Source organism: Marinomonas sp. (genome assembly GCF_039940335.1).
Classification (GTDB): domain Bacteria; phylum Pseudomonadota; class Gammaproteobacteria; order Pseudomonadales; family Marinomonadaceae; genus Marinomonas.
Genome location: NZ_JBDVGW010000012.1, coordinates 276,533 through 302,852 on the forward strand (window position 1 = coordinate 276,533; position 26,320 = coordinate 302,852).

At 45.9% G+C, this 26,320-nt stretch carries 27 protein-coding genes; 13 read left to right on the plus strand and 14 right to left on the minus strand.

The window, feature by feature from the left end:
- Positions 1–7: 7 nt before the first annotated feature.
- Positions 8–1,651, minus strand: coding sequence for an intermembrane transport protein PqiB (gene pqiB / locus ABJF92_RS08705; RefSeq protein WP_446815401.1), 1,644 nt, complete (start codon positions 1,649–1,651; stop codon positions 8–10).
- Positions 1,648–2,919 (minus strand): PqiA/YebS family transporter subunit, encoded by a 1,272-nt coding sequence (locus ABJF92_RS08710; protein ID WP_446815402.1) that lies wholly within the window; start codon positions 2,917–2,919, stop codon positions 1,648–1,650. The genes pqiB and ABJF92_RS08710 overlap by 4 nt, the downstream gene beginning before the upstream one ends.
- A 391-nt stretch (positions 2,920–3,310) precedes the next feature.
- On the opposite strand from ABJF92_RS08710, the gene ABJF92_RS08715 reads away from it, so the two are divergent.
- Positions 3,311–4,153 (plus strand): mechanosensitive ion channel family protein, encoded by an 843-nt coding sequence (locus tag ABJF92_RS08715; RefSeq protein WP_446815403.1) that lies wholly within the window; start codon positions 3,311–3,313, stop codon positions 4,151–4,153.
- Positions 4,154–4,255: 102 nt separating this feature from the next.
- On the opposite strand, the gene rluF is transcribed toward ABJF92_RS08715, so the two are convergent.
- From rluF to apbC, 6 genes are all read right to left on the minus strand, one after another.
- Positions 4,256–5,293: a 23S rRNA pseudouridine(2604) synthase RluF gene (rluF, locus tag ABJF92_RS08720; protein WP_446815404.1), complete on the minus strand. Its 1,038-nt coding sequence runs from the start codon at positions 5,291–5,293 to the stop codon at positions 4,256–4,258.
- A 58-nt stretch (positions 5,294–5,351) separates the two neighbouring features.
- The gene (locus tag ABJF92_RS08725) at positions 5,352–5,729 is read right to left on the minus strand and encodes an MmcQ/YjbR family DNA-binding protein (RefSeq protein ID WP_446815405.1); all 378 of its coding nucleotides are present in this window, start codon (positions 5,727–5,729) and stop codon (positions 5,352–5,354) included.
- 101 nt (positions 5,730–5,830) lie between these two features.
- Positions 5,831–6,190, minus strand: a complete 360-nt coding sequence (locus tag ABJF92_RS08730) for a ribbon-helix-helix domain-containing protein (RefSeq protein ID WP_445975877.1) — start codon at positions 6,188–6,190, stop codon at positions 5,831–5,833.
- A gap of 165 nt (positions 6,191–6,355) precedes the next feature.
- Positions 6,356–6,925 carry a DJ-1/PfpI family protein gene (locus ABJF92_RS08735; protein WP_446815406.1) on the minus strand — a complete coding sequence of 190 codons (570 nt, stop codon included), beginning with the start codon at positions 6,923–6,925 and terminating at the stop codon, positions 6,356–6,358.
- A 166-nt stretch (positions 6,926–7,091) separates the two neighbouring features.
- Entirely contained in the window at positions 7,092–7,682 is a 591-nt protein-coding gene (gene dcd, locus ABJF92_RS08740; protein ID WP_446815407.1) for a dCTP deaminase, read from the minus strand.
- Positions 7,683–7,691: 9 nt separating this feature from the next.
- A complete protein-coding gene (apbC, locus tag ABJF92_RS08745) occupies positions 7,692–8,762 on the minus strand; it encodes an iron-sulfur cluster carrier protein ApbC (protein ID WP_446815408.1) in 1,071 nt (356 codons plus the stop codon).
- Between the two features lie 273 nt (positions 8,763–9,035).
- Here apbC and metG point away from each other — a divergent pair, with 273 nt between their 5' ends.
- The 10 genes from metG (at position 9,036) to ABJF92_RS08795 (ending at position 20,007) form a co-directional block, all read left to right on the plus strand.
- Entirely contained in the window at positions 9,036–11,087 is a 2,052-nt protein-coding gene (gene metG, locus ABJF92_RS08750; protein WP_446815409.1) for a methionine--tRNA ligase, read from the plus strand.
- A gap of 237 nt (positions 11,088–11,324) precedes the next feature.
- The gene (gene rsxA / locus ABJF92_RS08755; RefSeq protein WP_445975872.1) at positions 11,325–11,906 is read left to right on the plus strand and encodes an electron transport complex subunit RsxA; all 582 of its coding nucleotides are present in this window, start codon (positions 11,325–11,327) and stop codon (positions 11,904–11,906) included.
- Between the two features lie 8 nt (positions 11,907–11,914).
- Positions 11,915–12,511, plus strand: coding sequence for an electron transport complex subunit RsxB (rsxB, locus tag ABJF92_RS08760; protein WP_446815410.1), 597 nt, complete (start codon positions 11,915–11,917; stop codon positions 12,509–12,511).
- Complete coding sequence (rsxC, locus tag ABJF92_RS08765; protein WP_446815411.1) at positions 12,511–14,919, plus strand: electron transport complex subunit RsxC; 2,409 nt, start codon at positions 12,511–12,513, stop codon at positions 14,917–14,919. Before rsxB ends, rsxC begins: the two co-directional genes overlap by 1 nt.
- Positions 14,920–15,978 (plus strand): electron transport complex subunit RsxD, encoded by a 1,059-nt coding sequence (gene rsxD, locus ABJF92_RS08770; protein WP_446815412.1) that lies wholly within the window; start codon positions 14,920–14,922, stop codon positions 15,976–15,978.
- Entirely contained in the window at positions 15,978–16,595 is a 618-nt protein-coding gene (rsxG, locus tag ABJF92_RS08775; protein ID WP_446815413.1) for an electron transport complex subunit RsxG, read from the plus strand. Before rsxD ends, rsxG begins: the two co-directional genes overlap by 1 nt.
- Positions 16,596–16,604: 9 nt before the next feature.
- Positions 16,605–17,366 carry an electron transport complex subunit E gene (locus ABJF92_RS08780; protein WP_445975867.1) on the plus strand — a complete coding sequence of 254 codons (762 nt, stop codon included), beginning with the start codon at positions 16,605–16,607 and terminating at the stop codon, positions 17,364–17,366.
- 35 nt (positions 17,367–17,401) lie between these two features.
- The gene (gene nth, locus ABJF92_RS08785) at positions 17,402–18,037 is read left to right on the plus strand and encodes an endonuclease III (protein ID WP_446815414.1); all 636 of its coding nucleotides are present in this window, start codon (positions 17,402–17,404) and stop codon (positions 18,035–18,037) included.
- A 177-nt stretch (positions 18,038–18,214) separates the two neighbouring features.
- Complete coding sequence (locus ABJF92_RS08790) at positions 18,215–19,552, plus strand: aminotransferase class III-fold pyridoxal phosphate-dependent enzyme (protein ID WP_446815415.1); 1,338 nt, start codon at positions 18,215–18,217, stop codon at positions 19,550–19,552.
- A gap of 128 nt (positions 19,553–19,680) precedes the next feature.
- Positions 19,681–20,007 carry a hypothetical protein gene (locus ABJF92_RS08795; protein ID WP_446815416.1) on the plus strand — a complete coding sequence of 109 codons (327 nt, stop codon included), beginning with the start codon at positions 19,681–19,683 and terminating at the stop codon, positions 20,005–20,007.
- Positions 20,008–20,014: 7 nt separating this feature from the next.
- Here ABJF92_RS08795 and ABJF92_RS08800 read toward each other — a convergent pair whose 3' ends face one another.
- From ABJF92_RS08800 to ABJF92_RS08825, 6 genes are all read right to left on the minus strand, one after another.
- A complete protein-coding gene (locus ABJF92_RS08800) occupies positions 20,015–20,212 on the minus strand; it encodes a hypothetical protein (protein ID WP_446815417.1) in 198 nt (65 codons plus the stop codon).
- A 21-nt stretch (positions 20,213–20,233) separates the two neighbouring features.
- Positions 20,234–20,602: an RNA recognition motif domain-containing protein gene (locus ABJF92_RS08805; protein ID WP_446815418.1), complete on the minus strand. Its 369-nt coding sequence runs from the start codon at positions 20,600–20,602 to the stop codon at positions 20,234–20,236.
- Positions 20,603–20,637: 35 nt separating this feature from the next.
- Positions 20,638–21,579 carry a nucleoside hydrolase gene (locus tag ABJF92_RS08810; protein WP_446815419.1) on the minus strand — a complete coding sequence of 314 codons (942 nt, stop codon included), beginning with the start codon at positions 21,577–21,579 and terminating at the stop codon, positions 20,638–20,640.
- Between the two features lie 21 nt (positions 21,580–21,600).
- Positions 21,601–22,491: a ribokinase gene (locus ABJF92_RS08815; protein WP_446815420.1), complete on the minus strand. Its 891-nt coding sequence runs from the start codon at positions 22,489–22,491 to the stop codon at positions 21,601–21,603.
- Between the two features lie 206 nt (positions 22,492–22,697).
- Complete coding sequence (locus ABJF92_RS08820) at positions 22,698–23,930, minus strand: argininosuccinate synthase (protein ID WP_446815421.1); 1,233 nt, start codon at positions 23,928–23,930, stop codon at positions 22,698–22,700.
- 217 nt (positions 23,931–24,147) lie between these two features.
- Positions 24,148–25,023: a flagellar protein MotY gene (locus ABJF92_RS08825; RefSeq protein WP_446815422.1), complete on the minus strand. Its 876-nt coding sequence runs from the start codon at positions 25,021–25,023 to the stop codon at positions 24,148–24,150.
- Positions 25,024–25,117: 94 nt separating this feature from the next.
- Here ABJF92_RS08825 and rnt point away from each other — a divergent pair, with 94 nt between their 5' ends.
- On the plus strand, positions 25,118–25,792 hold the full coding sequence (gene rnt / locus ABJF92_RS08830; protein WP_446815423.1) for a ribonuclease T: 675 nt from the start codon (positions 25,118–25,120) through the stop codon (positions 25,790–25,792).
- A 126-nt stretch (positions 25,793–25,918) separates the two neighbouring features.
- Positions 25,919–26,305 (plus strand): YbaN family protein, encoded by a 387-nt coding sequence (locus ABJF92_RS08835; RefSeq protein WP_446815424.1) that lies wholly within the window; start codon positions 25,919–25,921, stop codon positions 26,303–26,305.
- Positions 26,306–26,320: the final 15 nt, after the last annotated feature.

Below are 26,320 nucleotides of genomic sequence, written 5' to 3' on the forward strand. Positions count from 1 at the left end.
CTCATTATTAACGGGCCGCTTTAGGTTCTAGGTCGGTGTGCGGTTTGGCATCAAAAATTAATGTATTCGGTTGCTCACGCAATTGTCTCAACAAAGGTTGCAGCTCGTTTAATGCCCGTTCTAGGGTCTGCATATTAGAGCGTAAAGGGCCACCGATTTGGCCATTAGCCTGATAGCTGGCCAAGGTGTTATTCACCTCTTGCAACGTTTTTGCCACTTCTGCAGGCAAGTCTTCGTCCTTCGTTTGTTCCACCAGTGATTGTACGCTGTTACTCAGAGCTTGCAGCTGAGCTAAGGCTTTACTGGCCTCCCCAACGGTCTGATTCAAGGATGCAAAAGTTTCTTGAATGGGGGCTTCAGCGAAGTTTTCTAGCATGCCAGAAATCTTGCCCTCTATATTGCCAAAGAAGTCGGGGCCCGTAGGGAAAATACGATGGCCTTCAAACTCTTTAAAGCGCGGCGGCGGCGCATCGTCCATAAAGTCCAAACTGATTAATTTGGCGGCATTAAGATAGTTACCAATTATTATCGATGCCCTTAAGCCTTTTTCGATACGCTCATCAAAAAGCGCATTCCACTCTTGTAAGGACATATCATCCGCACTCTGTGTGCCTAAACGCTGGGGTTCTATCCGCGCCATCACAGGGATCAGAGGTTCTTCAAACTGTGCCAGTTTACTCATCGATATACCTGTGAAAGGCACTTCCATCACGGTGCCAATTCGAATCCCACGAAACTCGACCGGCGCCCCCGGTAGTAAACTAGTTAAGTTGGCATCAAATAAGAAAACGTACTCAATGTAGTCATCAAAACGATTGTTATCCGCATCCGTTTTCGAAGCAAACAATCGAAACTCTTGTAAGTCTGTCACAGCGTTCCCTACTGGGCGCTCTGCCGCTAATCCAAAGGAAATACCGCCAGAGAGGAAAGTTTCCAAGGAATCTAGGCTTACTTCAAAGCCTTTGGCAGTACTCTTAAACGCCAAAGCTGGAGTAATCCAAAATTGTACGGCTGTATTGACCAGAGCATCGTAGGGAGAACGAATCACTACTCGATAGGTAATAGCGCCTTGCTCAGCATCGAAACCTACTTCTTCCACATAGCCCACTTCATAACCTCGAAAATGCACCAAGGCACCGACTTCAAGTTTGGAAGCGTCTTTGCTATGTAGAACGACTCTAATACCTTCGTTTTCAGTCGACAAAGGCGGTTGACTTAATACGGTAAATTCGCTCTTAATATCCCCTTCTTCACCCGGCGACATATTGATGTAAGCACCGGATAATAGGGTGCCAAGACCACTCACACCTTCTTTACCGATGCGCGGTTTCACCACCCAAAACTGAGCATCTTCACGGAGCATGTTTTCCGTACCATGATTCATACGCACTCGAATAATCGCGCTGTCGTAATCCTCACTTAAACGAATATCAATCACTTTACCAACATCCACATTTCGAGCTTTAAGTGTGGTTTTACCTGCCTCTAGGCCTTCTGCATTACTGGCCACTAGAGTAATAATAGGGCCTTGGCTCGCCCAGTTTTGGTAGAGCATCCAGCTCGCCACGAGAATGGCGATCAGTGGTACCAACCAAATGGTATTAAAATGAACGCGTCGTAAACTCTCGACATTGTTCTTCGGCAAATTCAACGTTGTTTCTCCTGTAAACCTAGGCTGCCCTTATCTTTATCCCACAGTAGTCTGGGGTCAAATACCATAGCTGCCAGCATGGTTAGTAATACTACCGAGGCAAATGACATGGCCGCAGGGCCGGGTAAAATGGAAATCAAATTTCCTAGTTGTACTAAACTGGTCAAAATCGCGACCACAAATATATCAATCATCGACCATCGCCCCACCAACTCAGTAAGCCGATAAAGCTTCATCTTTTGCATGGTCGCTCTTTCCGTCGGAAAGTAGCATTGCCAAGTGAGCCAACTTAAAGACAGTATTTTGGCTAACGGAATCACCACACTGGCAAAGAAAATAATCAAGGCAACGGGGTAAGACCCAATTGACCAAAGTAACAACACGCCTCCCATGATAGTGGAAGACTCTGTCGCACCTAAAAACGTCGTTTCCATGATGGGGAAAATATTGGCTGGAATATACATCACAATCGCAGCGATTAAATAGGACAGTGTTTTTTTCAAACTCCCAGGGCGGCGACTATGGACAGTATGACGACAGCGATAACAATGGGTTGTATCCTTTAATAAGGTCGCACCACAAAAATGACAGCCTAATAGTCCTTGCTGCTGAGCAGGCATAGCTTGGATAGAAGGAAGCCTTTTCGCAGGGCCTGCCACTTGCAACCAATACCAGCGTTTATCCACCAAAGAAACCGTCTTAACCATGAGCACCACATAGGCACAAAATGCCCAAAAGGACAGCCCCAATTCAATATCTGCCAAGCTGCTCATTTTAACCAAGGCCACCAAGATGCCCACTAAGAAAACATCGGCCATTAACCAAGGCTCAATGACAATGAACCAGCGAGCTAAATAACGCTGTACATAAGGAACCCTGCGGCGCCATTTCAGCGACCAAGAAAGGTGAAAAATGGACACCAGATAAAGAACCGGCAAGACGATTAGAATGAGACACACCAGGCTTCCCATCAGTAAATAGTTTTGTCCGAGTAAAATGCGTATGGTATCAAACAGATCCATGGTGTGCTGAGCGCCCTTACTCGAAAAACTCAAGAAAGGAAAAACGAAAGATATCGCCAGCATTAATAAAGCAGAGAAGCTAAAACCTAAGATACGACCATTGACGTGTTGATGCAGACTCAATAAAACATGAGAACAACGCTCGCACTTTAGCCGTTCTCCTTTTAGCAAAGGAGGTACCAGATTCACCCAATCGCATTCATCGCATACAATGCTTTCTTCTTGTAACACCCAGCCACTCGCCATCTAAAACTTCACGCCTAACTATACCTTTTATCATCAGCTTTGTGTGCGTCAAATGCATATCATCTTGGCTATTAGAGGTATGAAAAGCCCTTATAGTTCACTCTTTTTTTGAAAGATTACCTACTCTAATCAAGGCGTCTCTAGCTAAATAGTTAGCTTACCCATGGAATAATACGGTTTTATTAAAACCTTCAAATAGTCAACATACTAACCTAACAAACAGATTCAATAACGCAATATTCAATAGCATTTTAAATGTAAACAAATTGTCACAGTATTAAACTTTCCTTTCAATGGGAGAAAACATAATATTCTCTCCGCTATAAAAAACTAATGATTATCATCATAGTATTTAAATAACCCCGCGCGTTTCAATTAAAGGATAATATGCATGTCGGAATTCATAGAGCAGTTGGATGTGAATCAATACTTCCCAATGGCCTTGTCTTGGGCCACAAATATCTTGTTGGCAAGTGTGATTTTATTGTTGGGCCTTTGGGTTGCCAGCAGCGCCAATAAACTCGTCATTGGTTTAAGTAAAAAACACAATCAGTTGGATGACACTTTATTTCGTTTCCTTGGCAGTGTCGCCCGCTATATTATCTTGGCGTTTGTCATCATTGCGGTATTAAACCGTTTCGGCGTGCAAACCGCTTCCATCGTGGCGCTATTAGGTGCAGCAGGTTTAGCGGTAGGTCTTGCACTGCAAGGGGCTATGTCGAATCTAGCCGCAGGGGTAATGTTGTTATTCTTCCGCCCTTACAAAGTGGGTGATTTTATCGATGCGGCAGGAAGATTCGGTAATGTGACGGAAATCGACATGTTTACCACCATTCTACAAACTTTTGATAATCAGCAAATTATTATTCCAAACAGCCAAATTTGGGGACAACAAATCATCAACCATTCCCATTACAGTGAGCGTGGCGTGGATATGCGATTTGGTATTGCTTACGACGAAAATACAGATAAAGCACGTGCGGTGATCGATAAGGTATTAGCAGACCATCCGCACATTTTAAAAACACCTGCCCCGTTTGTAGAAGTAGAAACCTTAAACGACAGTTCTGTGGACTTTATTGTGCGTCCATTCTGTAAAGGCGAGCATTATTTTAACGTACTTTACACTGTGCCTGAATTAATCAAAAAAGCATTGGATGAAAATGGTATCGAAATTCCATTCCCTCATCGCAAAGTCATTGTGGTCAATGAAGACGCTAAGAGTAAAGCTTAATTAGACAGAGCTTTCATGACATTAAAAAGGCTGTGATAGTCATCGCTATCACCGCCTTTTTTTATATCTAAACGGTGTTGTGGTAACCAAAACATCAAAAGTTTAACGTTTCGGTGATCTTTTCGGGCCATTATTAGGGCGTTTTGATTGACCTTTCGGTGCGGGTTTTCCGGCAGGCTTGCGACCTTTGCCCGTGATATTCTTACCCTCACCAAAGGGTCGCTTGTCTTTGGATCTGCCACCGCGCCCTTCCCCTTGAGGGTGCTTAGTATTGCCCTTAGGCACATTTTTAGGGGTGTTCTTTGAGCCATTCGTGCGTTTCGGTTTGCCATCCGTTTTTGATGCTTGCGCACGACCTTTAGCCGCTTGGGAAGGTTTGTTTTTTCGACCTTGGCTTTTATGGTTAGGAGCCGCTTCCGAGGAAGAATCCTCCACCGATTTTAACAGTACACTCAGTTCTTTTTGAGTGAGGTCGCGCCACTCCCCAACCGGAACCCCTTTTAAACTCACATTCATAATACGAGTTCGTTCCAGCTTCATTACCTCGTAACCAAAGTGTTCACACATACGGCGAATCTGTCGATTCAAACCCTGCACTAGGGTGATATTAAATACAGTGGGAGAGATTTTTTTCACTGGACACTTTTTGGTCATAGTGCCCAAAATAGGCACCCCTCCAGCCATACCTTCAATGAAAGCCTCAGTAATGGGCTTGTTAACCGTTACCAAATATTCTTTTTCATGGTCATTGCCTGCACGCAATATTTTATTAACTAAATCACCATTATTGGTCAGGAAGATCAACCCTTGGGAATCTTTATCCAAGCGCCCTATGGGGAAAATTCGCACCCCATGACTCACAAAGTCGACAATATTATTACGCTCTGAACTTTCTGTGGTACTGACAATACCTACAGGTTTATTGAGAACGATAAACACAAAATCGTCTGCGTCTTGAGGCTCAATTAGCTGGCCATTTACTCGCACGGTATCACCAGGGTTCACTTGGTCCCCGACCTTCGCCCGCTTGCCATTAATAAAAACATTACCCTGTTCAATAAATCGGTCGGCATCACGACGCGAGCAGATACCACTTTCACTGATGTATTTATTTAATCGGGTGGAGGACGCTGTAAACATAAATTTCCAATTAGAAAAAAGGTTGTTTGAAGATCTTAACGAGCGGTTTGGCGACAGTTCATTCGGTCTCTGTCGTTTGGTTTAAACCCAGTTCTTTTTGTTTTTTCTTACTTAAGCCTAAAGAAACGATGCGGTGGGATTCACTGAGATAATAATGTAATTCATCCAAATTCACATTGTCGTTATCGTACTGTTGAATCCATTTAAGGCCTCGGCTAGCAAGGTATGGTGCCGGTTGATAACCCGGGCATTCACTTAAAAACAAATAGTTTAATTCTGAGGTTTTAAAGGTAAAAGCGGGGTGTTTGTCTTTTCCCCAACCGCCAATGGCAAAAACTTTGCCACCCACTTTCCAAACTTGCGAATTGCCCCACTGAACCACATGAGTCGTAGCCGGTAGTGCCGCACAAAATTGGTTAAATTCATCGTAGGTCATAAGCCCTCAGCCAACGCTCGATCATTTAAAAAAGATTATACAGCAAAGCGGTCAGTCTTTTATAAGGCTGACCGAAAACTTTGCTTTTCCGACTGACGAACTTATTGGTGGGTGTCTAAATAGTACTTTTCTTGTTTGAGTATGCGGTCACTGTTTAGTGACGCAATACTGATGTCACTAGAGTGAGGCAGCATACCAAGGGTTTGTAGATGTAAATAGCGCATGGCGCAGACACGTAGGAAAGAAGTGAAGTTATCCAGATCATGGCCCGCATCGAGCGCTTCATGGTTAAGCTTGGCGATCATCTGCGCCAAACTTAATTTATCTCGCTGGGCAATTTCTTCGAGGGTAAACCAGAAAAAACTTTCCAAACGAATGCTCGTTACCATGCCATCAATACGCAATGAACGGGTAACGTTTTGCCATAGGCTAGGGTCTGAGTTCACAAATAGCTTACACATAGCATGGATTCCTTGTCGCACTTATTATTTTTGTTTACTAGGACAGCAATGATATTCAAGCATAGAAAATAGCGAAATCAACGGACAAGTACTAGAGGTAAAGCAGACTAAACAAGGCAAATTCCTTATTTCGTTTTGCCATATTCAGTCTGCTAACAAGGTAAGTTAGGCGTTTAACAAGACATAAAACTGCGCTAACCATTGCGGATGAGCCGGCCATGCTGGCGCTGTCACTAGATTACCATCAGTAATGGCTTGATCCACAGGTATGTCCGCATAGACACCTTTAGCAAGCTCCACTTCAGGCTGACAAGCTGGGTAAGCCGAGCATTTACGATTCGCCAAGACACCCGCGGCGGCCAGTAATTGAGCCCCATGACATACCGCCGCCACCGGTTTATTTTCAGCAAAAAAGTGCTTCACCATGGCAATGACTTGCGGATTGAGTCGCAGATATTCTGGAGCGCGACCACCGGGAATCACTAAAGCATCATAGTCAGCAGGGTCGATGTCATCGAAACTGGCATTAAGAGCAAAGCGATGCCCTACTTTTTCCGTGTACGTCTGATCCCCTTCAAAATCATGGATGGCCGTCGCAACAGAGTCTCCCGCCTGCTTGTCTGGGCACACCGCATGGACGGTATGACCAACACTCATCAAAGCCTGAAACGGCACCATGGTTTCGTAATCTTCAGTGAAATCGCCAGTAATCATTAGTATTTTTTTATTAGACATGACCTGCTCCTTAACAATAAAAAGTTCGCAGGCTAGTTGTATCAGCTTGTTCAATCAGAAAGGTATTAAAGGGTTATTACATTGTTTTAGATAGGCCATCAGGTGACAAGATTTTTCTTGCCCCTGATGTTATTGATCACTTAATGGCTCAGCAGAGCAACACACATTAATCCTGCTTATCACCACTGATGCGGCTGCCTACAGCAGACTTTTGGTCTTTATACTTGGCGTTGTCACGCTTATTGTAAGGACGCTCAGCAGGGCCAGATAGGGTTTCAAAATTGATCGCCCCTATCGTCATACCAGGACTTAAAGCGATGGGTAATTTGCCCCCGTTTAGAAACTCCAATACGATACCGCCACTCCAGCCTGGGTCAATACGGTGCGCCGTAACATGCACCATTAGCCCTAAACGTGCCAACGATGAACGACCATCTAACCAGCCCACCAAATAATCTGGGACGGTCACGGATTCTTTGGTCACACCTAACACCAACTCACCTGGGTGAATGAAGAAAGGTTCACCGTCTTTCACCAGTATTTCATCGCTCATGACCGATTCGATTACTTTACTTAAGTCGGCTTTAGAGCTACTTAAATCTAGGTAGGGTGCAGGATGCCCTTGAAAAACACGAAACGAATTCCCCAAACGTAAATCCACCGATACGCCACTAATGACGCTGTTATCTGGGCGCGGCTCTATTACGATCGCGCCATCATCTAGGGCTTTAATTATATCTCGGTCACACAAACGCATGGTTTTTCCTTAGTCATCACTCATGCCAATGGTCGGCATGGAAAATTGCTGATCTTGTCGGTGAGCAAGGGTAGCACCAAGTTTACGAGCAATCGACTGATAAATATTCGCCACCTCACTTTCTGGCTCACTCACCACCAAAGGACGCCCCGCATCACTGCGCTCACGAATCGCTAAACTCAAAGGCAATTTACCCAAGACATCGACCTGATATTCCGCCGCTAAACTGGCACCACCTTGGTCGCCGAAAATCGCTTCATGGTGACCACAGTTGGAACAGATGTGGGTGGACATATTTTCTACCACACCCAACACCGGAATTTGTACCTTGTTAAACATTTCAATACCACGACGCGCATCTAATAGCGCAATGTCTTGAGGGGTGGTCACTATGACAGAACCGGCCACTGGTACTTTCTGCGATAAAGTTAATTGAATGTCGCCTGTACCCGGTGGCATATCAATAAACAAGTAATCCAAATCATCCCAATCGGTTTGCGTCAGAATCTGCATCAGGGCGCCTGTCACCATAGGGCCACGCCAAGCTACTGGCGTATCCTTGGTGGTTAAGAAAGCCATACTCATCACTTGAACACCATGAGAGGTTGGAGGAATAAAGAACTTCTCGTCGCGCACTTGTGGGCGAGTGTCTTCAGCAAAGCCCATCATCATGCCTTGGCTTGGGCCATAAATGTCCGCATCTAAAATCCCTACGCGAGCACCTTCCCTCGCCATGGCTAGCGCAAGGTTGACCGTCGTGGTGGATTTACCCACGCCGCCCTTTCCAGAAGCTATCGCGATGACGTTTTTCACCCCTTCTAAGCCTGCAATATTGCCCTGTGTACTGTGACGCTGAATGCTTGCTTCAATGTCTAACACTAACTGGCGTTGATCTTTAAGCTGCTCGCTAATACGCTCTCGCAAACTGGCTTGTTCTTGCTCCGCAGGATAACCCAAGCTTAAGGTGACATGGATACGCTGATCATCGCTGATCACTTGCCATACTGGCCCATAGGCTTGAGCAGTATTGAGATCAATAAGCTGCTCTAGTTGTGCTTGTATTTGGGCATCACTTAACATGGTGGGTTCTCCATCAGCATTGAAGATTTGCGGCGATGATTCAGGGTCTTTACCCTTGCTGCGCAAAATCTATCAAAATAAATTCAGTTTATGTGCCTAGTGTGAGGGCAAATTGCGGAAAAGCAAGTCTAGCTCTTGCACACAAGTTACTGGGACTTATAATTACGCCTTCAAAATGTTTCGTTCATTTTAGGCTTGGTGAAAACCAGAATTCAATTCGCCTAGTGTTCAAACCAACATTCGACTATTTAACATCCAGTAGGCTTATATCTAATGGCACAAACGCAACGCAAAATTTTAGTTACCAGCGCCCTCCCTTATGCCAATGGCTCAATCCATTTAGGGCACATGCTGGAGCATATCCAAACCGACATTTGGGTTCGCTTCCAAAAAATGCGTGGTCACCTTTGTACCGCCGTGTGTGCTGATGATGCTCACGGTACAGCCATTATGATCAAAGCGGCACAAAACGGTATCACCTCAGAGCAGTTGATCGATGGCGTGCGCCAAGAACACATGACTGATTTCAACGACTTCTTGATTGGTTATGACAACTACCACTCTACCCACTCAGAAGAAAACCGCGAAATTTCCAACAGCATTTACACGGCCCTTCGTGATAATGGCAAAATTGCTGTGCGCTCGATTGTGCAAGCCTACGATCCTGAAAAAGAGATGTTCCTAGCGGACCGTTTCATTAAAGGCACCTGCCCTAAGTGTAAAGCCGAAGACCAATACGGCGACAACTGTGAAGTATGCTCTGCGACTTACACACCAATGGAAATGATCGATCCACGTTCGGTTTACTCCGGCGCAACCCCTATTGAAAAAGAGTCCGAGCACTACTTCTTCAAACTGCCGGACTTCCAAGATTTCTTAGCAAAATGGACCCGCAGTGGCACCCTACAAGATCAAGTAGCTAACAAGTTAGCCGAGTGGTTGGATTCTGGTTTACAAGAATGGGATATCAGTCGTGATGCTCCCTACTTTGGTTTTGAAATCCCAGACGCGCCGGGCAAATATTTTTACGTGTGGCTAGATGCCCCCATCGGTTACATGGCCAGCTTCAAAAACCTATGTGATCGCACACCAGAGCTAAACTTCGACGATTACTGGGGTAAGGATTCCGACGCTGAGCTTTACCACTTTATCGGTAAAGACATCATCAACTTCCACGCCTTGTTCTGGCCAGCGATGTTGGATTGCGCAGGTTACCGTACGCCAACAGGCGTAAATGCTCACGGCTATGTAACGGTAAACGGCACTAAGATGTCGAAGTCTCGTGGCACCTTTATTAAAGCCCGCACTTACTTAAATCATCTAGACCCTCAGTACTTGCGCTATTACTTTGCTGCCAAGTTAAATGCCAGTGTTGATGACATCGATTTGAACTTGGAAGACTTTATCCAGCGCGTAAACTCGGATGTAGTCGGTAAAGTGGTCAACATCGCCAGCCGTACTGCAAGCTTCATTAATAAAAAGTTTGATGGCCAACTGGCTAGCACTGTCAGCGAGCAGGAAATGATTCAAAGCTTCATCGACGCGGGTGATAGCATCGCAGAATCTTTTGAAAAACGTGAATACGGTAAAGCCGTGCGTGAGATCATGCGTCTTGCGGATGTAGCCAACACCTACATTGCTGACCAAGCCCCTTGGGTATTGGCGAAAGATGAAGCCACCTTACCTAAAGTACAAGAGGTTTGTTCTGTCGCATTGAATCTGTTTAGCATCTTGGCTACCTACCTAAAACCTGTGATGCCAAACTTGGTTGCGGATGCCGAAGCCTTCTTGAACAAAGAGCTGACTTGGGACAATCGTAGCGAATTACTGTTTGGTAAGCAGGTAAACAAATTTAAAGCGCTAATGGGTCGTATTGAGCAGAAGCAGATCGATGCCATGATCGAAGAAGGCCGTTTGGAAGCTGAAGCAGATGCCGCCGCCAAAGCTGAATCTGAGCCTAAGCAAGAAGCTACAGAGTTGAGCAAAGAGCCTCTAGAAGCTGAAATCAATTTCGATGACTTTGCGAAGGTGGATCTTCGCATCGCCTTGATCGCCAAAGCCGAGCATGTCGAAAAAGCCAACAAGCTACTAAAACTCACCCTCGATATCGACGGTGAAACTCGCACGGTTTTCTCTGGTATTAAGTCCGCTTATAAGCCAGAAGACCTAGAAGGCAAGCTTACCGTGATGGTGGCCAACCTTGCACCACGCAAAATGAAGTTTGGCTTGTCGGAAGGCATGGTATTGGCAGCAGGCCCGGGGGGTGACGAGATTTACCTACTTGAGCCCCATGCAGGCGCTAAGCCAGGCCAACGGGTTATGTAAGCACAGCATTAGAGAGTCGGTACAACTGGTCTTTATAAGCTAGGCCAGTTGTACTTTATCAATACATAATGTGAGGTTATATAATCTCAACCTATTATATATATTCTAAATTAAACTAAATAAGGTCATGTTTTGATCTTGTTAGTTATAAGCAACTTGCTATAGTTACGCTGCACAAAAACCTATCGTATTGCATTTTATTAGCATATTTTTTTCGACTATTTTTATGGACGTGAGATGACTGATTATCTCCTTATACTGGTTAGCACCATATTGGTTAATAACTTTGTATTGGTACAATTTTTAGGACTATGCCCTTTCATGGGCGTATCGGGTAAGCTCGAAACATCCATAGGTATGGCCATGGCTACCACCTTTGTTTTGACCTTGTCTAGCCTATGCAGCTATCTGACGTTTACCTATATATTGCAGCCTTTCGGCTTGGAATATCTACAAACCATTTCCTTCATCTTAGTGATTGCCGTTGTGGTGCAATTCACTGAAATGGTGGTACGTAAAACCAGTCCGCTACTTTACCGCGTATTGGGTATCTTCCTGCCTTTGATCACCACCAACTGTGCGGTATTGGGTGTGGCCTTACAAAATATCAGCAAACAAAACGGTTTTGTCGAATCCATCCTTTACGGCTTTGGCGCGGCAGTCGGTTTCTCGTTCGTATTGGTGCTGTTTGCCGCCATGCGTGAACGAATTAACGTAGCCGACGTTCCTGTTGCATTTAAAGGTTCTGCTATCGGTATGATTACCGCAGGCCTGATGGCACTGGCCTTCATGGGCTTCACCGCCCTAGTGCAAATATAGGAGTTCCCATGTTAACTGTATTGATTGCCATTGGGATCCTACTCATTCTTTCGCTTATTTTCGGTGCCATTCTTGGTTACGCCAATGTACGTTTCCATGTGGAAGGCGACCCGATTGTTGAGCAGATCGACGCGTTACTCCCGCAAACTCAGTGTGGCCAATGTGGTCACCCGGGCTGTCGTCCTTATGCCGAAGCCATTGCTAACGGTGAGGCCATCAACCATTGCCCACCAGGTGGCCAAGCCACCATCCAAGCCCTTGCAGACCTTCTTGATGTGGAAGCGATTCCTCTAGACGGTGACCACGGCACAGAAACCGCCAAACGTGTAGCAGTGATCCGTGAAGACGAATGTATTGGTTGTACTAAATGCATACAGGCCTGCCCTGTTGATGCGATTTTGGGTGCGGCCAAACAAATGCACACCGTCATTGCCGACGAGTGTACTGGTTGTGATTTATGTGTTGAACCTTGTCCGGTAGATTGTATTGATATGGTAGAAGTGGGTGTTACCTCGAAAAATTGGTCATGGGATAAACCCCAAGGTATCACAGCGGTTGCTGGCAATATTATTGCTACAGATCGTCAGGCTGAGGTAGTTCACTAATGCAAACAGCGGTTAATATTTTTTCTTTTCACGGCGGTATACACCCACCGGAAAACAAAACTCAATCTTTGCAATTACCGCTTGGTCGACCAAGTCTGCCTGCTGAGTTAATTTTGCCTCTGGGCCAGCATATAGGTCAGTCTTCTCGCCCTATCGTGGAAGTAGGCACTAAGGTTTTAAAAGGCCAACCCATTGCTATAAACAATGGTTTTCTGAGCAGTTTTTTACACGCTCCGACTTCTGGCACCATAGAGGCAATTGAGCCACGCTTAATTGCTCACCCTTCTGGCTTAAGCGATTTGTGTATTGTGCTGACACCAGACGGACAAGACACCTGGCAAGACAGAACCCCTTTGCTGGATTGGCAAAGCATCCCTCACCTAGACACCCTAACCTTTTTAGGCGAAATGGGCATTGTGGGTATGGGCGGCGCGGGCTTTCCTACGCAAGTAAAATTGCAAGGTGCCCACAAGCATGCCATTAAGCATTTCATTATTAATGCAGCCGAATGTGAGCCTTATATCACAGCCGACGACATGCTAATCCGCGAAAAGACCGACGCCCTTATTCAAGGTATTGAAGTGCTTCAGCACTTGGTACAAGCAGAACAAGTGTTAATCGGTATCGAGGATAATAAGCCTACGGCGATTGCTGCGCTAAAACAGGCGATTCAAGCTCGAAATAGCGCGATTCAAGTAGCGGTTGTGCCGACTAAGTACCCATCGGGTGGCGAAAAGCAGCTGATTCAATTGCTGACGGGTAAAGAAGTACCAAGTGGTCAATACCCAGCTGATATTGGCGTTTTGTGCCAAAACGTCGGGACTTGTGTCGCCGTTCATGATGCTATTTATCTTGGTCAACCGCTGATTTCACGCTTCACCACCTTAACGGGAGATGCCCTAGGCGCACCACAAAACGTAGAGGTGTTGCTTGGCACACCGATTGAGCACCTTTTGGATTACGCGCAAGCGGACCAAAAGCGTATTCAGCGCCTAGTGATGGGCGGCCCAATGATGGGGTTCACCCTAAATGCCACAGAAGTGCCTATCGTTAAAACCAGTAACTGTATTTTAGCCGCTACCGCTCAAGAATTACCAACGCCTGAGCCAGAGCAAGCCTGCATACGTTGTGGTATGTGTGAGCAAGCCTGCCCAGCCAGCTTATTACCGCAACAATTATTGTGGTTTAGTAAAAGCCAAGAATTAGAAAAAGCCGAACATTACAACCTATTCGACTGTATTGAATGTGGTGCTTGTTCTTATGTGTGCCCAAGCAGCATTCCTTTGGTGCAATATTACCGTCACAGTAAGAGCACTATTCGTGAAAATCGCGAAGCGGCGATTAAGTCGGATATTGCTAAGCAACGCTTTGAAGCTCGTAAAGCGCGCCAAGAAGCCGAGATTGCAGAGAAAGAAGCCAAACGTTTGGCTCGTCAACAAGCCAGCACGAAGAAAACAACGGATAAACCTGCCCCGACAGCGGCAGCACCAAGTAAGGCAGCAGCCAGCCCAGCTGCCCCTATCAGTGACGATGCTAAGAAGCTAAAAATTGATGTGGCGATTGGTAAAACCAAGCTGAAGAAATTGCAGAAACAATTACTTGCCGCCCAAGAAAGCGAGCACCTTGAAGAGATTACTGCCCTGCAATTGCAGGTCACGGATCTTGAAGGAACACTGGCAAAACAAGAAGCTGAACTGGCTAAACTTGCGCCTGCACCTGTGGTGGCCACCAAACCTGCGCCTGCGACCAAAGCCCCTGTCAGCGACGAGCTGAAAAAGGCAAAAGTGGATGTGGCACTGATTGGCGTTAAGTTGAAGAAACTTCAAAAACAACTCGACAGCGAACCGGATAACACTGAACTGCAAGATAAGATCAAGGGATTCAATAGCGACCTTGAAGCCGCTCAAGCCTTGGTGACAAAACTCTCTGCCAGTGAAGCAAGCCCAGCGCCAGCTGAGGCGGCGCCGAGCAAGACCGGTTTATCCGATGAAGCGAAGAAACTAAAAATCGACACTGCCATTGCCAAGGCGGCGGTTAAAAAAGTCGAGAAGGCATTAAAGAAAGCCGAAGAAATTCAATCGCCAGGACTTGAAACCCTACGCCAGCAATTGAAAGATGCTCAGCAAAGAGCCGATGAGCTTGAGCAGGCGTTGAACAACCCAGCAGCAAGCGCCAGTACTGCCCCTGCCCCTAGTGCGGCAACCAGTGCGGATGCCGATGCTCAGAAAAAGCGTAAGGTTGATCTCGCCATTGCCAAAGCTGGCATTAAAAAGGCTGAAAAGAACATTGCACTATTAAAAGAACAAGGCAAGGACGACAGCGAAATTGCAGCGTCTGAATGGCCACAAAAGCTACAAGAAGCACAAGCTAAACTCGAACAACTTACACACGCTCAAGAGAGTCGTTAAATGGCATTATTAAGAATCACTTCTCCCCATACACAACGTGCAGGACAACGCACCTCTTGGGTAATGCAGATGGTCATTTTAGCGACCCTGCCAGGGATATTACTGCAAACCTGGCTGTTTGGCTGGGGCACCTTAATGAATATTGCGGTAGCAGGACTTACCGCTCTGGTTTGCGAAGCGGCAATTTTATCCGTGCGTCGTCGAAATGTGAGTTTTTTCCTAAAGGACTACAGTGCGTTACTAACGGCAGTGTTGCTGGGTATTGCCCTACCGCCGACTGTACCTTGGTGGGTGACTGTTACGGCGGTAGGCTTTGCGATCATTTTTGCGAAACAGCTTTATGGTGGCTTGGGTAACAACCCCTTCAACCCTGCTATGGTGGGTTACGCCATTGTTTTGGTGTCTTTCCCTGTGCCTATGAGCCAATGGCTTGGCGCTGCGGATCTGGTAGCCGCCGCCGACAGCCTGTCATTTAGTCAAAGTGCCCAAGCGATTTTTAGCCATCTGCCTGCCATTGATGCTTACACCATGGCCACGCCTTTAGATGGCTTTAAAAATAAAGATGTCCTAGATAGCCAAGCGGCTTTTGCCAGCGTACCTGCCCTACAAGCAGCCAGCCTTAACAGTTGGATGTGGGTAAACCTTGCCTACCTAGTGGGTGGTTTATGGTTGCTCTATATTCGCGTGATCACTTGGCACACACCAGCAGCTTTGTTGGGTGCTCTATTCGTGATGGCGGGCTTCTTCTATTTGTTGAACCCTGAAGATGCCGCAAGCCCTCTGTTCCACCTAACAACAGGTGCCGCCATGTTTGGCGCTTTCTTCATTGCTACCGACCCGGTGTCTTCTTGTACCAGTAATCGTGGCAAATTGGTGTACGGTGCGGGCATTGGTATTCTGGTCTATATCATCCGCGCTTGGGGCGGCTACCCAGATGGTATCGCCTTTGGTGTATTGCTCATGAACTTCGCGGCACCGCTTATCGATTACTACACGCAACCACGTACCTACGGCCATAAGAAGGCGAAAAAAGGCCTAAAAGTTGGGGAGGATAACTAATGGAATTGCTCTCATCTATCCGTCGTAACAGTATTGGCTTGGGTATTTTCGCGGTCTTCACTGCGGGCTTAATCGCCCTTACTCAGCTCTACACAAAAAAGACAATTGAAAACAATATTATTGCCGCACAAGTGGCGGCCTTTAATGAAATTTTACCGGCGCAACTGTACGACAACGATCTAACTCAAGATTCTGCCCTATTGGCGCCAGATGATTTATTAGGCTCTAAAGAACCAGTAAAAATCCATATTGCTCGTAAGCAAGGTGACGTCTCAGGCATTATTTTCGAGACCATTGCGCCAAGTGGTTATAACGGCAATCTGTATTTATTAGTGGCCATTGATAGAAACGGCACGGTTACAGGCAGTCGTGTCATCAGCCACAAAGAAACCCCCGGCTTAGGTGATAAAGTAGATTTGAAAAAGTCTAACTGGATTTTAAGCTTTGCTAACACGTCCCTAAGCAACCCTTTAGAGAAAGACTGGGGCGTGAAGAAAGACGGTGGTCAATTTGACCAATTTACTGGGGCGACCATTACCCCAAGAGCCGTGGTGCGAGCGGTTAAGAACACGCTTATCTACTTTGAACAAAACAAAGCCAGCTTGCTAGCACAATAGGATACTAAGATGAGTACAGACGATACATTAGTCGAAGACACAGCTCCTGCTGACAAACCTAGCGCTAACTATGCCGAAATTATTTACAACGGCATTTGGAAAAACAACCCAGCGCTGGTACAGCTGCTAGGCTTGTGTCCTATGTTGGCGGTAACCAGCACAGTGGTGAACGCCATTGGCTTGGGATTAGCCACTTTAGTGGTACTAGTGGGCTCTAACATCGCGGTTTCACTGATCCGTAACTATGTAGCCGATGCGGTGCGCTTGCCTGCTTTCGTAATGATCATCGCTTCATTTACTACCTGTATTGAATTGATCATGCAGGCTTATACCTACGAGCTGTATCAAATTCTAGGGATTTTCATTCCCTTGATCGTAACCAACTGTGCGATCCTTGGCCGTGCAGATGCTTTTGCTAGCCGCAACCCTGTGCTGCCTTCTGCCCTCGATGGTTTCATGATGGGGTTAGGCTTTATGTTTATCCTAGTGCTACTAGGTGCCATGCGTGAACTGATTGGTCAAGGCACTCTATTTAGCGATATGCAGCTGTTGTTTGGCGAGTCTGCCGTACACTGGAAATGGGTGGTCTTTAGTGATTACCAAAGCGTTTTGTTTGCTGTATTGCCGCCAGGTGCGTTCATTGGACTTGGCTTACTCATCGCGGGTAAAAACTATTTGGATGAGCGTGAGAAAAAACGTCTAGCTGCAGAAAAAGCCAAAGCTGGCCCGAGCGCATCCAAGCGTGTCCGCGTAACCGGTCAAGCAGGCTAATCCAAGACGAGCACAATCGGCATAGGAAAAGTAACGTGAATAAAGACAAGCGTCATCAGATCTTCTCTCGTTTACGAGCTGAAAACCCCAATCCGGTAACGGAGTTGGAGTACAGCTCTCCTTTCGAGCTGCTCATTGCCGTTCTTTTTTCGGCACAAGCCACCGACGTGAGCGTCAATAAAGCCACCCGCAAATTGTTCCCTGTGGCCAACACTCCTCAAAGCATGTTGGATTTGGGGGTTGATGGCCTCAAGAGCTACATAAAAACCATAGGGCTTTTTAACGCCAAAGCGGAAAACGCCATTAAGACCTGCAAAATCTTGGTGGAACAGCACAACAGTGTTGTCCCGCAAACCCGAGAAGAACTGGAAGCCCTGCCCGGCGTCGGCCGCAAAACGGCTAATGTGGTGCTGAATACCGCCTTTCGTCAGGTGGCCATGGCCGTAGATACCCATATCTTTCGCTTTAGCAACCGAACCAAAGTCGCACCGGGTAAAAACGTACTGGAAGTGGAAATGAAGCTGCTTAAGTTTGTACCTAAGGAGTTTTTATTGGATGCTCACCATTGGATGATACTTCACGGTCGCTACATCTGTGTGGCTCGCAAGCCAAAGTGCGGTGCCTGTGTCATCGAAGATTTATGCGAATTTAAAGAGAAAACTTGCGACTAATCGAGTCCTCTTCAAGCGCCAAATTGTCCATCTCCATTCAACGCCATTAGATTTCTAATCTTGTGCACCATTAGTTAACCAAACAGTAAACTAAATTTAAATAACATAACATTTATTAAACCTTTCAAGCTCGGCATTCTTGACCTATTCAATACTCACTATATTGCAGAGGATGCCATGAGTCATATTTCTAAATCTCGCCTTACCCAAGCTCAGCTTGATGCCCATTGGATGTCTTATTCAGGCAACCGTGAGTTTAAAAAAGACCCTCGCTTAATCGCCTCAGCACAGGGCAATTACTACACAGACATTGATGGTCGAAAAATCTTTGATGGCCTTTCAGGTCTATGGACCTGTGGTTTAGGACATAGTGTACCTAGCATCAATGAAGCGGTGGCCAATCAGGTGAAAACCCTAGACTACTCACCTGCCTTTCAATTTGGCCATGAACAATCTTTCATTCTGGCGGAAAAAATTGGCGAGTTTATGCCTCAAGGCCTAAACCGCATCTTCTTCACAGGTTCAGGCTCTGAGTCAGTGGATACGGCGCTTAAAATTGCCCGTGCTTATTGGCGCAAAAAAGGCTTGGGCACAAAAACTAAGTTTATTGGCCGCGCTAAGGGCTACCACGGAGCGGGCATTTCTGGTTTCAGTGTGGGCGGCATTCCGGCTAACCGCACACTTTATGGACAAGGCTTAGAGTCCTATCACCTACCTCACACCCAAGTTCCTGGTACAGAATTTAGCAAGGGGATGGCAGAACAAGGCCAAGAGCGCGCAGAGGATTTATTAAATCTGATCAATCTGCATGACGCCTCAAATATTGCCGCCGTAATTGTAGAGCCTATGTCAGGTTCTGGTGGGGTTATTGTGCCACCAAAAGGTTACTTAAAGCGTTTAAGAGAGATATGTGATCAGCACAACATTCTGCTGATATTTGACGAAGTGATTACCGCTTTTGGTCGCATGGGCGCTCGCACTGGTTCTGAAGCCTTTGGCGTCACACCTGATGCCATTACTATGGCAAAACAGGTCACCAATGGCGTTATCCCTATGGGGGCCGTGGCGTTCAAACAAGAAATTTATGACACCTTTATGGAACATGGCGGTGCTGAATACATGCTGGAACTCCCCCATGGCTATACTTACTCAGCCCATCCCATTGCCTGTGCTGCGGCATTAGCCTCTCTTGCAGAGATAGAACAACAAGGCATGATCGCCCAAGTGCAGAGTTTGAGTCCTATTTTTGAAGATAAGGTTCATCAACTTAAAGATGTCTGCACCAACATTAGTGATATTCGTAATTATGGCCTAGCAGCAGGTTTGACGATTGCTCCAATCAATGGAGAACCCGCCAAACGTCCTTACCAAATTGCCATGGCCATGTGGGATAAGGGCTACTATGTAAGATATGGTGCTGACACCATTCAATTGGCCCCACCTTTCACCACTGAAGCATCGGAAATTGATAGTTTAATAAACGCCCTAGGTGAAACCATCAACGAAGTTTCTTAAGGCTATAAAGCACACAAAGCAGGCTAGTCATTCATAGCCTGCTTTGATAATTTCCGACGGCACTACAGGCTTAGGCTAAAGCAAGATATACTCAGGTTTCCATCATAGAGCTGAGTTAGGATGCCTAAGTGACGATTTCCTCTAACCCTTATATTCGCTGTTTTTGGCCAGGGGCATTACATTTGATCGACGGCACCATCTTGCCTGTCCGTTGTACCCACATATCTAAAACCATGACAGAGATAGAAGCCCCTAGTGACATCCATCGTTCCAAATTGGTGTTTCTGGAACTGAACGCCAGCCATCAAGGCGCTAATGCGCAATTAAAAATACTTTGCGACCCACTTGAAGACATTATCAATGAGCACGATAAGCACTATATTCGATTAAGCTTTCATACTATTTCGGATCAAGATAAGTTATTTATTGAGCACTTTATTCTCGGTCACAGTTAAGCTTTACTTAGGTAAGCCTAGGCTTGGTTCGCCAGTGAAAGACGCAATAACCAAGCCAGTTGGTAAAAAATATCACCACCAACCAAGCAAATTTAGTCAGCCCAGTGACTCGGCGGGAAAACAAGAGTAAGAAGAGTGGTAGCAAATACACCACGGCTATCACTATAAGAATCACCAATTGCTCGATACTCACCGCATCTATCATTGCTTCCCTCCTTACTAGTCGCTATTCCTGTGGTGCAGCACCCGCCTCTTCTGCTTTTTTCACTCGTATTTTTGCGCCATCAATTTCTGCGCCGTTTAACGATTTAATCGCTAATTTAGCATCGCCCACTTTTGGCATTTCAACAAAGCCAAAACCTTTTGATTCGCCCGTTTCTTTATCCATCACTAGGGTGCAAGATTGGATGCTGCCAAACTTAGCAAAGGCGGCACTGAGTTCTTCTTGGGTGGTGTTGCGGGCAAGGTTTCTTACTAATAGTTTCATTTCATTTTTCTCTTTGGCAATGTCTTCTAAGAAGACATTGAATAAAGGCGCAGGCTCATATCTAGAGCCTGCGCCATAAAAAAAGGCACAAGAACTACATGTTCTCATGCCTTGTGGTTTTAACCTATTACTTAGGGTAATAATTAAGACAAGGTCGTCTCAAATAGGTTAAGCAATTTTTCACTGTCCACTTCCATACATACCTGAGTCATGGGTACATCGTTCCAATAGGGTGTTGGAAACTCCATGCCTTGTGGCGCAAAAATAGTTTGGCCAATACCAATCCCTTCACAGGCAACACGAACCGCTCCTAGCTCGACGCCAAAGATACTTGGGTCCATGACATACGCTATGGTGGAAGCATCGTGGAAGTAACAACCGTCCATATCAAAGCGGCTGCTGTAAAAATTAATGTAATGCTGGGCGCAGTCATACAAAAAGCCACCTTCCTCAGGGTTCTTCTGACGAATACGATCCAAAACACTATTGTCTAGTAACACCTGATGAGTCACATCTAGACCTATCATAGTCACTTGCCATGGCGCTGTGAACACGGCATCGGCGGCATGAGGGTCATTCATAATGTTGGCTTCTGCCACTGGGGAAACATTACCATATTCAATGGCTGTGCCACCCATCAATACCACTTCGTCCACTAGGCTTGCCACTTCTGGGTCCAGCTCTAGGGCTTTCGCCAAGTTACCTAATGGTCCAAGGGCAACAATGGTTACTTCGCCTGGGTATTTACGTACTGTGTCGACAATAAATTGTGCGGCATCTTTGTCAATCGCCTTGCCTTTTGGAGCAGGCCAGTTGATGTTACCAAAGCCATCTGCGCCGTGAACAAAATCAGGATGAGGACGTGGTGCGATTTCAAAAGGTACAGCCACCCCTTGCGCAACAGGTACGTCAACCTTGGCAATTTCGGTTAGGGTGATTGCGTTCTGGGTAGCTAATGCTACTGGAACGTTACCAAAGGTGGTGGTCAGCCCTAGCACTTCAATTTCTGGTGCTTGAAAGGCAAAGAAAATGGCCATTGCATCATCTATACCCGGATCTGTATCAATAATTATTTTACGAGCCATGAAAGACATCCTTAATATTTTTTAATTCTCTAAAAGAAATTGTTCGACTTCGTGTTGGGAAGGTATCGCAGCCATTGCCCCGAGACGCGTCACACATATGGCGGAAGCGGCGCAACCACGACGCATAGCCTCTGCTATAGGAGTACCGGATAGGATCGCCGATAAAGTATAGCCAATAAAGGTATCCCCAGCGGCCGTGGTATCCACAGCGTCGACACGAAAAGCAGGCACATGCAGGTTCTCTTCACCATCAAAGTAACGCACGCCGTCTTGACCAAGTGTCATGAGCACCGCCAATTCTGGGTAGCGCTCAGGCAACAATTGCGCCGCCGCATCAATTGTGTCGACGCCAACCAAGTCCATCGCTTCGACTTCATTAACGATTAATAAATGCACGAAAGGCAATACCGCTTTCGTCAATTCAGCATCCATTGGCGCAGGGTTGAAAGCCACTTTTAAACCTTTACTGTGGGCACTTTCAATAATGTAGTCCACTAAATTGGTTTCATTTTGCAGCAATACCCAATCGCCCTGCTGAGCCGCAGATAGGATTTCATCGACTCTTACTTTACTAAGGCAATGATTGGCACCGGGGTACAGGATTATCGAATTTTCGGCCGCCTTGGTAAGCTGAATAATGGCATGGCCTGTGGGGGTATCTAGGGTTTCGATCAAGGACACGTCAACCTTTAACTCTTCAAGCTGGGTCAAGATCATAGTATCGACACTGTGGATCGCCCCGACGTGTTTCACTCCGCCACCCGCTTGCGCTAAAGCCACTGACTGATTTGCACCTTTACCGCCAAGCAGACATTGGTAGCTATCCGAAGCCATGGTTTCACCTGGTCGAACAAAATGGTCAAGCTGATAAAGGTGGTCGAGATTAATCGAGCCGAAGTTGTAAATTGTCATTTGCACCCTTCCTTCAGGATAAACATTGTCACTTAGACTGTCCCCAAATATCTTAAGTGTTCACCTAACTGTGCAAGACAGCTAGCAAACCAATACTGAACCTAGTCTATAATCTGTACATACTATATAAAATCTTGACCAAGTGTACAAAAATAAAAAACGCCCCGATTCTTTAAGAATGGGGCGTTTTTCAAACCAGTGGAAAATTACTTGTCGCTGTCTAGGAAACCACGGCCTTTTTGAGCGGCGATGCGCATACGCAAAGCATTCAATTTAATAAAGCCTGCTGCATCTTTTTGATCGTATGCACCCGCATCGTCTTCAAATGTTGCAATAGAGCTATCAAATAAGCTGTTTGGCGATTGGCGACCAACAACTTCTACGTTGCCTTTGTACAATTTAAGGCGAACCGTACCGTTAACATATTTTTGTGACGTATCAATCAAAGCTTGCATCATACGACGCTCTTCTGACCACCAGAAACCGTTGTAAATGATTTTGGCATAACGAGGCATCATTTCATCTTTCAAGTGAGCCGCTTCACGGTCTAAGGTAATAGACTCAATAGCACGGTGCGCTTTCATCATGATGGTGCCACCAGGTGTTTCATAACAACCACGAGCTTTCATACCAACAAAACGGTTTTCAACGATGTCTACACGGCCGATACCGTTGGCGCCACCAATTTTGTTCAAGGTTTCCAACATGGTCGCAGGTGACAGCACTTCACCGTTTAAGGAAACTGGATCACCTTTTTCGTAACCAATTTCGATATAAGTGGCTTCATTCGGTGCCTCTTCAGGAGAGACAGACCAACGCCACATGTCTGCTTCAGCTTCTGTCCAAGGATCTTCTAATTGATCACCTTCATAAGAGATGTGCAGAAGGTTCGCATCCATAGAGTAAGGAGATTTCTTCTTCTTAGTCGAGAAGTCCACTGGAATTTTGTGTTCTTCACAGTAAGCCATCAACGTTTCGCGGGACGTTAGATCCCACTCACGCCATGGAGCAATTACTTTAACGCCTGGCTTAAGGGCATAAGCGCCCAATTCGAAACGTACTTGGTCGTTACCCTTACCTGTCGCGCCGTGAGATATAGCATCCGCACCTGTTTGGTTTGCAATTTCAATCAAACGCTTAGCGATCAAAGGACGCGCAATAGACGTACCTAGTAGGTATTCGCCTTCATAAATTGTGTTAGCACGGAACATAGGGAAGACGAAATCACGTACAAACTCTTCACGCAAATCTTCGATGAAGATTTCCTTAATACCCAACGCTTGAGCTTTTGCGCGAGCGGGTTCAACTTCTTCACCCTGACCCAAGTCAGCGGTAAAAGTCACCACTTCACAGTTATACTCTTCTTGAAGCCACTTCACGATTACGGAAGTATCAAGGCCACCTGAATAGGCTAGCACTACCTTCTTCACGTCAGACATTCTTTCTATTCTCCTCAACGAGATTACGCTCCCATGCCATTTTCAATATGGCCGCGCAAATGATTAAAAAAGGGAAGCGCTAAGTGTAAGTTTTCACCCCAATCTTAGCAAGTAAAAAGCCCCTGCTTTGGTAGATAATTGCACCAAAACAGAGGCTTCATAACAGTCATTTAGCGTCGGTAATTAATTGTATTTTGTTACCTATCCATTCTGCCTGCTATTGTTTTTCCAGACGTATGGTTACCCGTCGGTTACGCTCTCGGCCGGTATAGGAATTGTTTTTGGTGACAGGATAACGCTCACCATGATAACGAGATACTATCTTGGTCGCCGGTACGCCTTTATCCAATAAATAGGCGGTCACAATTTCAGCACGAGTTTTCGATAGTTGTCGATTATCACGACGCGGACCAATGTTGTCCGTGTGGCCATCAATATAGATGTATTCCACACTTGGGTCAGAAGACACATACAAGGCAACAAGATCCAAGCGCGCTTTCACACTTGGTGTTAGCTCAACCCCATTAGTTGGGAATAAGGCGGCTGTTTTGGCAATTTGGTCGTAATTCACTGGCAGTAAAGTTGCTAAACAACGACGAAATTCATTATAAGCTGGGGCAAAGTTAATGTTCGACAACCCTACCTCTACCGTTTCACGCTGATTTTCCCAAGCGCGACCGGCAACAATTGGATGTCGACCACGATCTAAGCTAGTCAACATACGTTCAGCGACTTGCCCACCCACTTCGACAGTCAGGCCATAACCTGGATATGGCAAAATTTCTAGCGTTTCGGGTTTCAAACCAGGCGACCACTCGGGTGCCTGGGAAATAATGTACACCTGCCCTGGTCCAAGTTTTTCATTTTGCGGCTGCAATACGAATTTCATTGGCTCACCGGCTTCTTTAATAAAGTGTCCTTCGCCGTAATTCGGTACAGGATGTGTTAAGCTACAGGAAAAAATATCCCCAGATAAAAGCCATTCAGAATTGGCAATGCTGGATTGGTAATAAATAAGTGCACTGGCCTGATGGACAGATAGGGCCATTAAAACAAAAACACAGCGAATTATTTTCTGTCGGGTAATTCCCATTGAGACATCTCGTTCTAGTATTATCAATTATGTTATCATTTGGCCCAATTAATTTCTTCACCCTCTAGCAATAAGCAGAGTTAAGGACCTTCTTTTGTCTAACCATGAAATCAAAGATCGTTTCCGAGGATTCCTACCGATTGTTATCGACGTAGAAACCGCAGGCTTTAATCAAAAAACCGATGCATTGTTAGAAATGGCTGCCAGCATCCTTAGAATGGATGAGAATGGTGACTTCTATATCCATGAAACTATGGAGTTTTTAATCAAGCCTTTTGAAGGTGCGAACCTTGAAAAAGCCGCGTTAGACTTCACTGGAATCGACCCATTTGACCCAGAACGCCAAGATATTCCTGAGCAAGAAGCCCTGACTCAGATGTTCGCAAAAGTTCGTAAAGAGCTCAAGTCGACAGGTTGTAAGCGTGCCATTCTTGTTGGCCATAATTCAGCCTTCGACCATGGTTTCTTGAACGCGGCGATTGAACGGGCTGAAATCAAGCGCAACCCTTTCCACCCGTTTTCTAGCTTTGATACGGCAAGCCTTGCGGGTTTGGTATTTGGCCAAACGGTATTAGCGAAAGCCTGCGAAGCAGCGGCCATTCCATTCAGTAATTCTGAAGCTCACTCCGCAAAATACGATACGGAAAAAACCGCAGAGCTATTTTGTGAAATGGTGAACCGTTGGAAACAACTTGGCGGCTGGCCGCTTATTCAAGAAGATAATGATCAAGAAGATTCCATGGAAGCTTTGTTTAACGCTTCCCATTAAGGTCGAATAGAACTTGGCTGAGCCCGAAAGTGCAAGCCAAGTTCTTAATCTTCAAACTTTCGATGCTAGCTTGCAAAGTCACACTGACTTAGAATAGCGACATAGACCATGAATAAGAGCGGCCCTATGCAAGGAAAACGAATTTTCTATTTACTATTAGGCTGGTTTTCTCTGATCACAGGCATCATTGGTATCTTCCTGCCCCTATTGCCCACAACACCTTTGGTCTTGCTGGCGGCTTGGTGCTTTTCAAAATCTTCCGAACGTTTTCACACTTGGCTCCTTAACCATAAATTTTTTGGTCCCATTGTCAGTGACTGGCAATCTAACGACGGTATCCCTAGAAGATCTCGCAACCGCGCCATTATTTTCATGTGGTTGGGCATGGCTATTTCCATTTTAATGGTCGGTCGTTTTTGGGCAACGGTTGGGCTAGTATGCATTGGCATTTGTGTCAGTATCTATTTATTACGTATGCCGTTACGTAGCGAAAGTAATGAGGACAACCACTAATTCACTGCAACATCA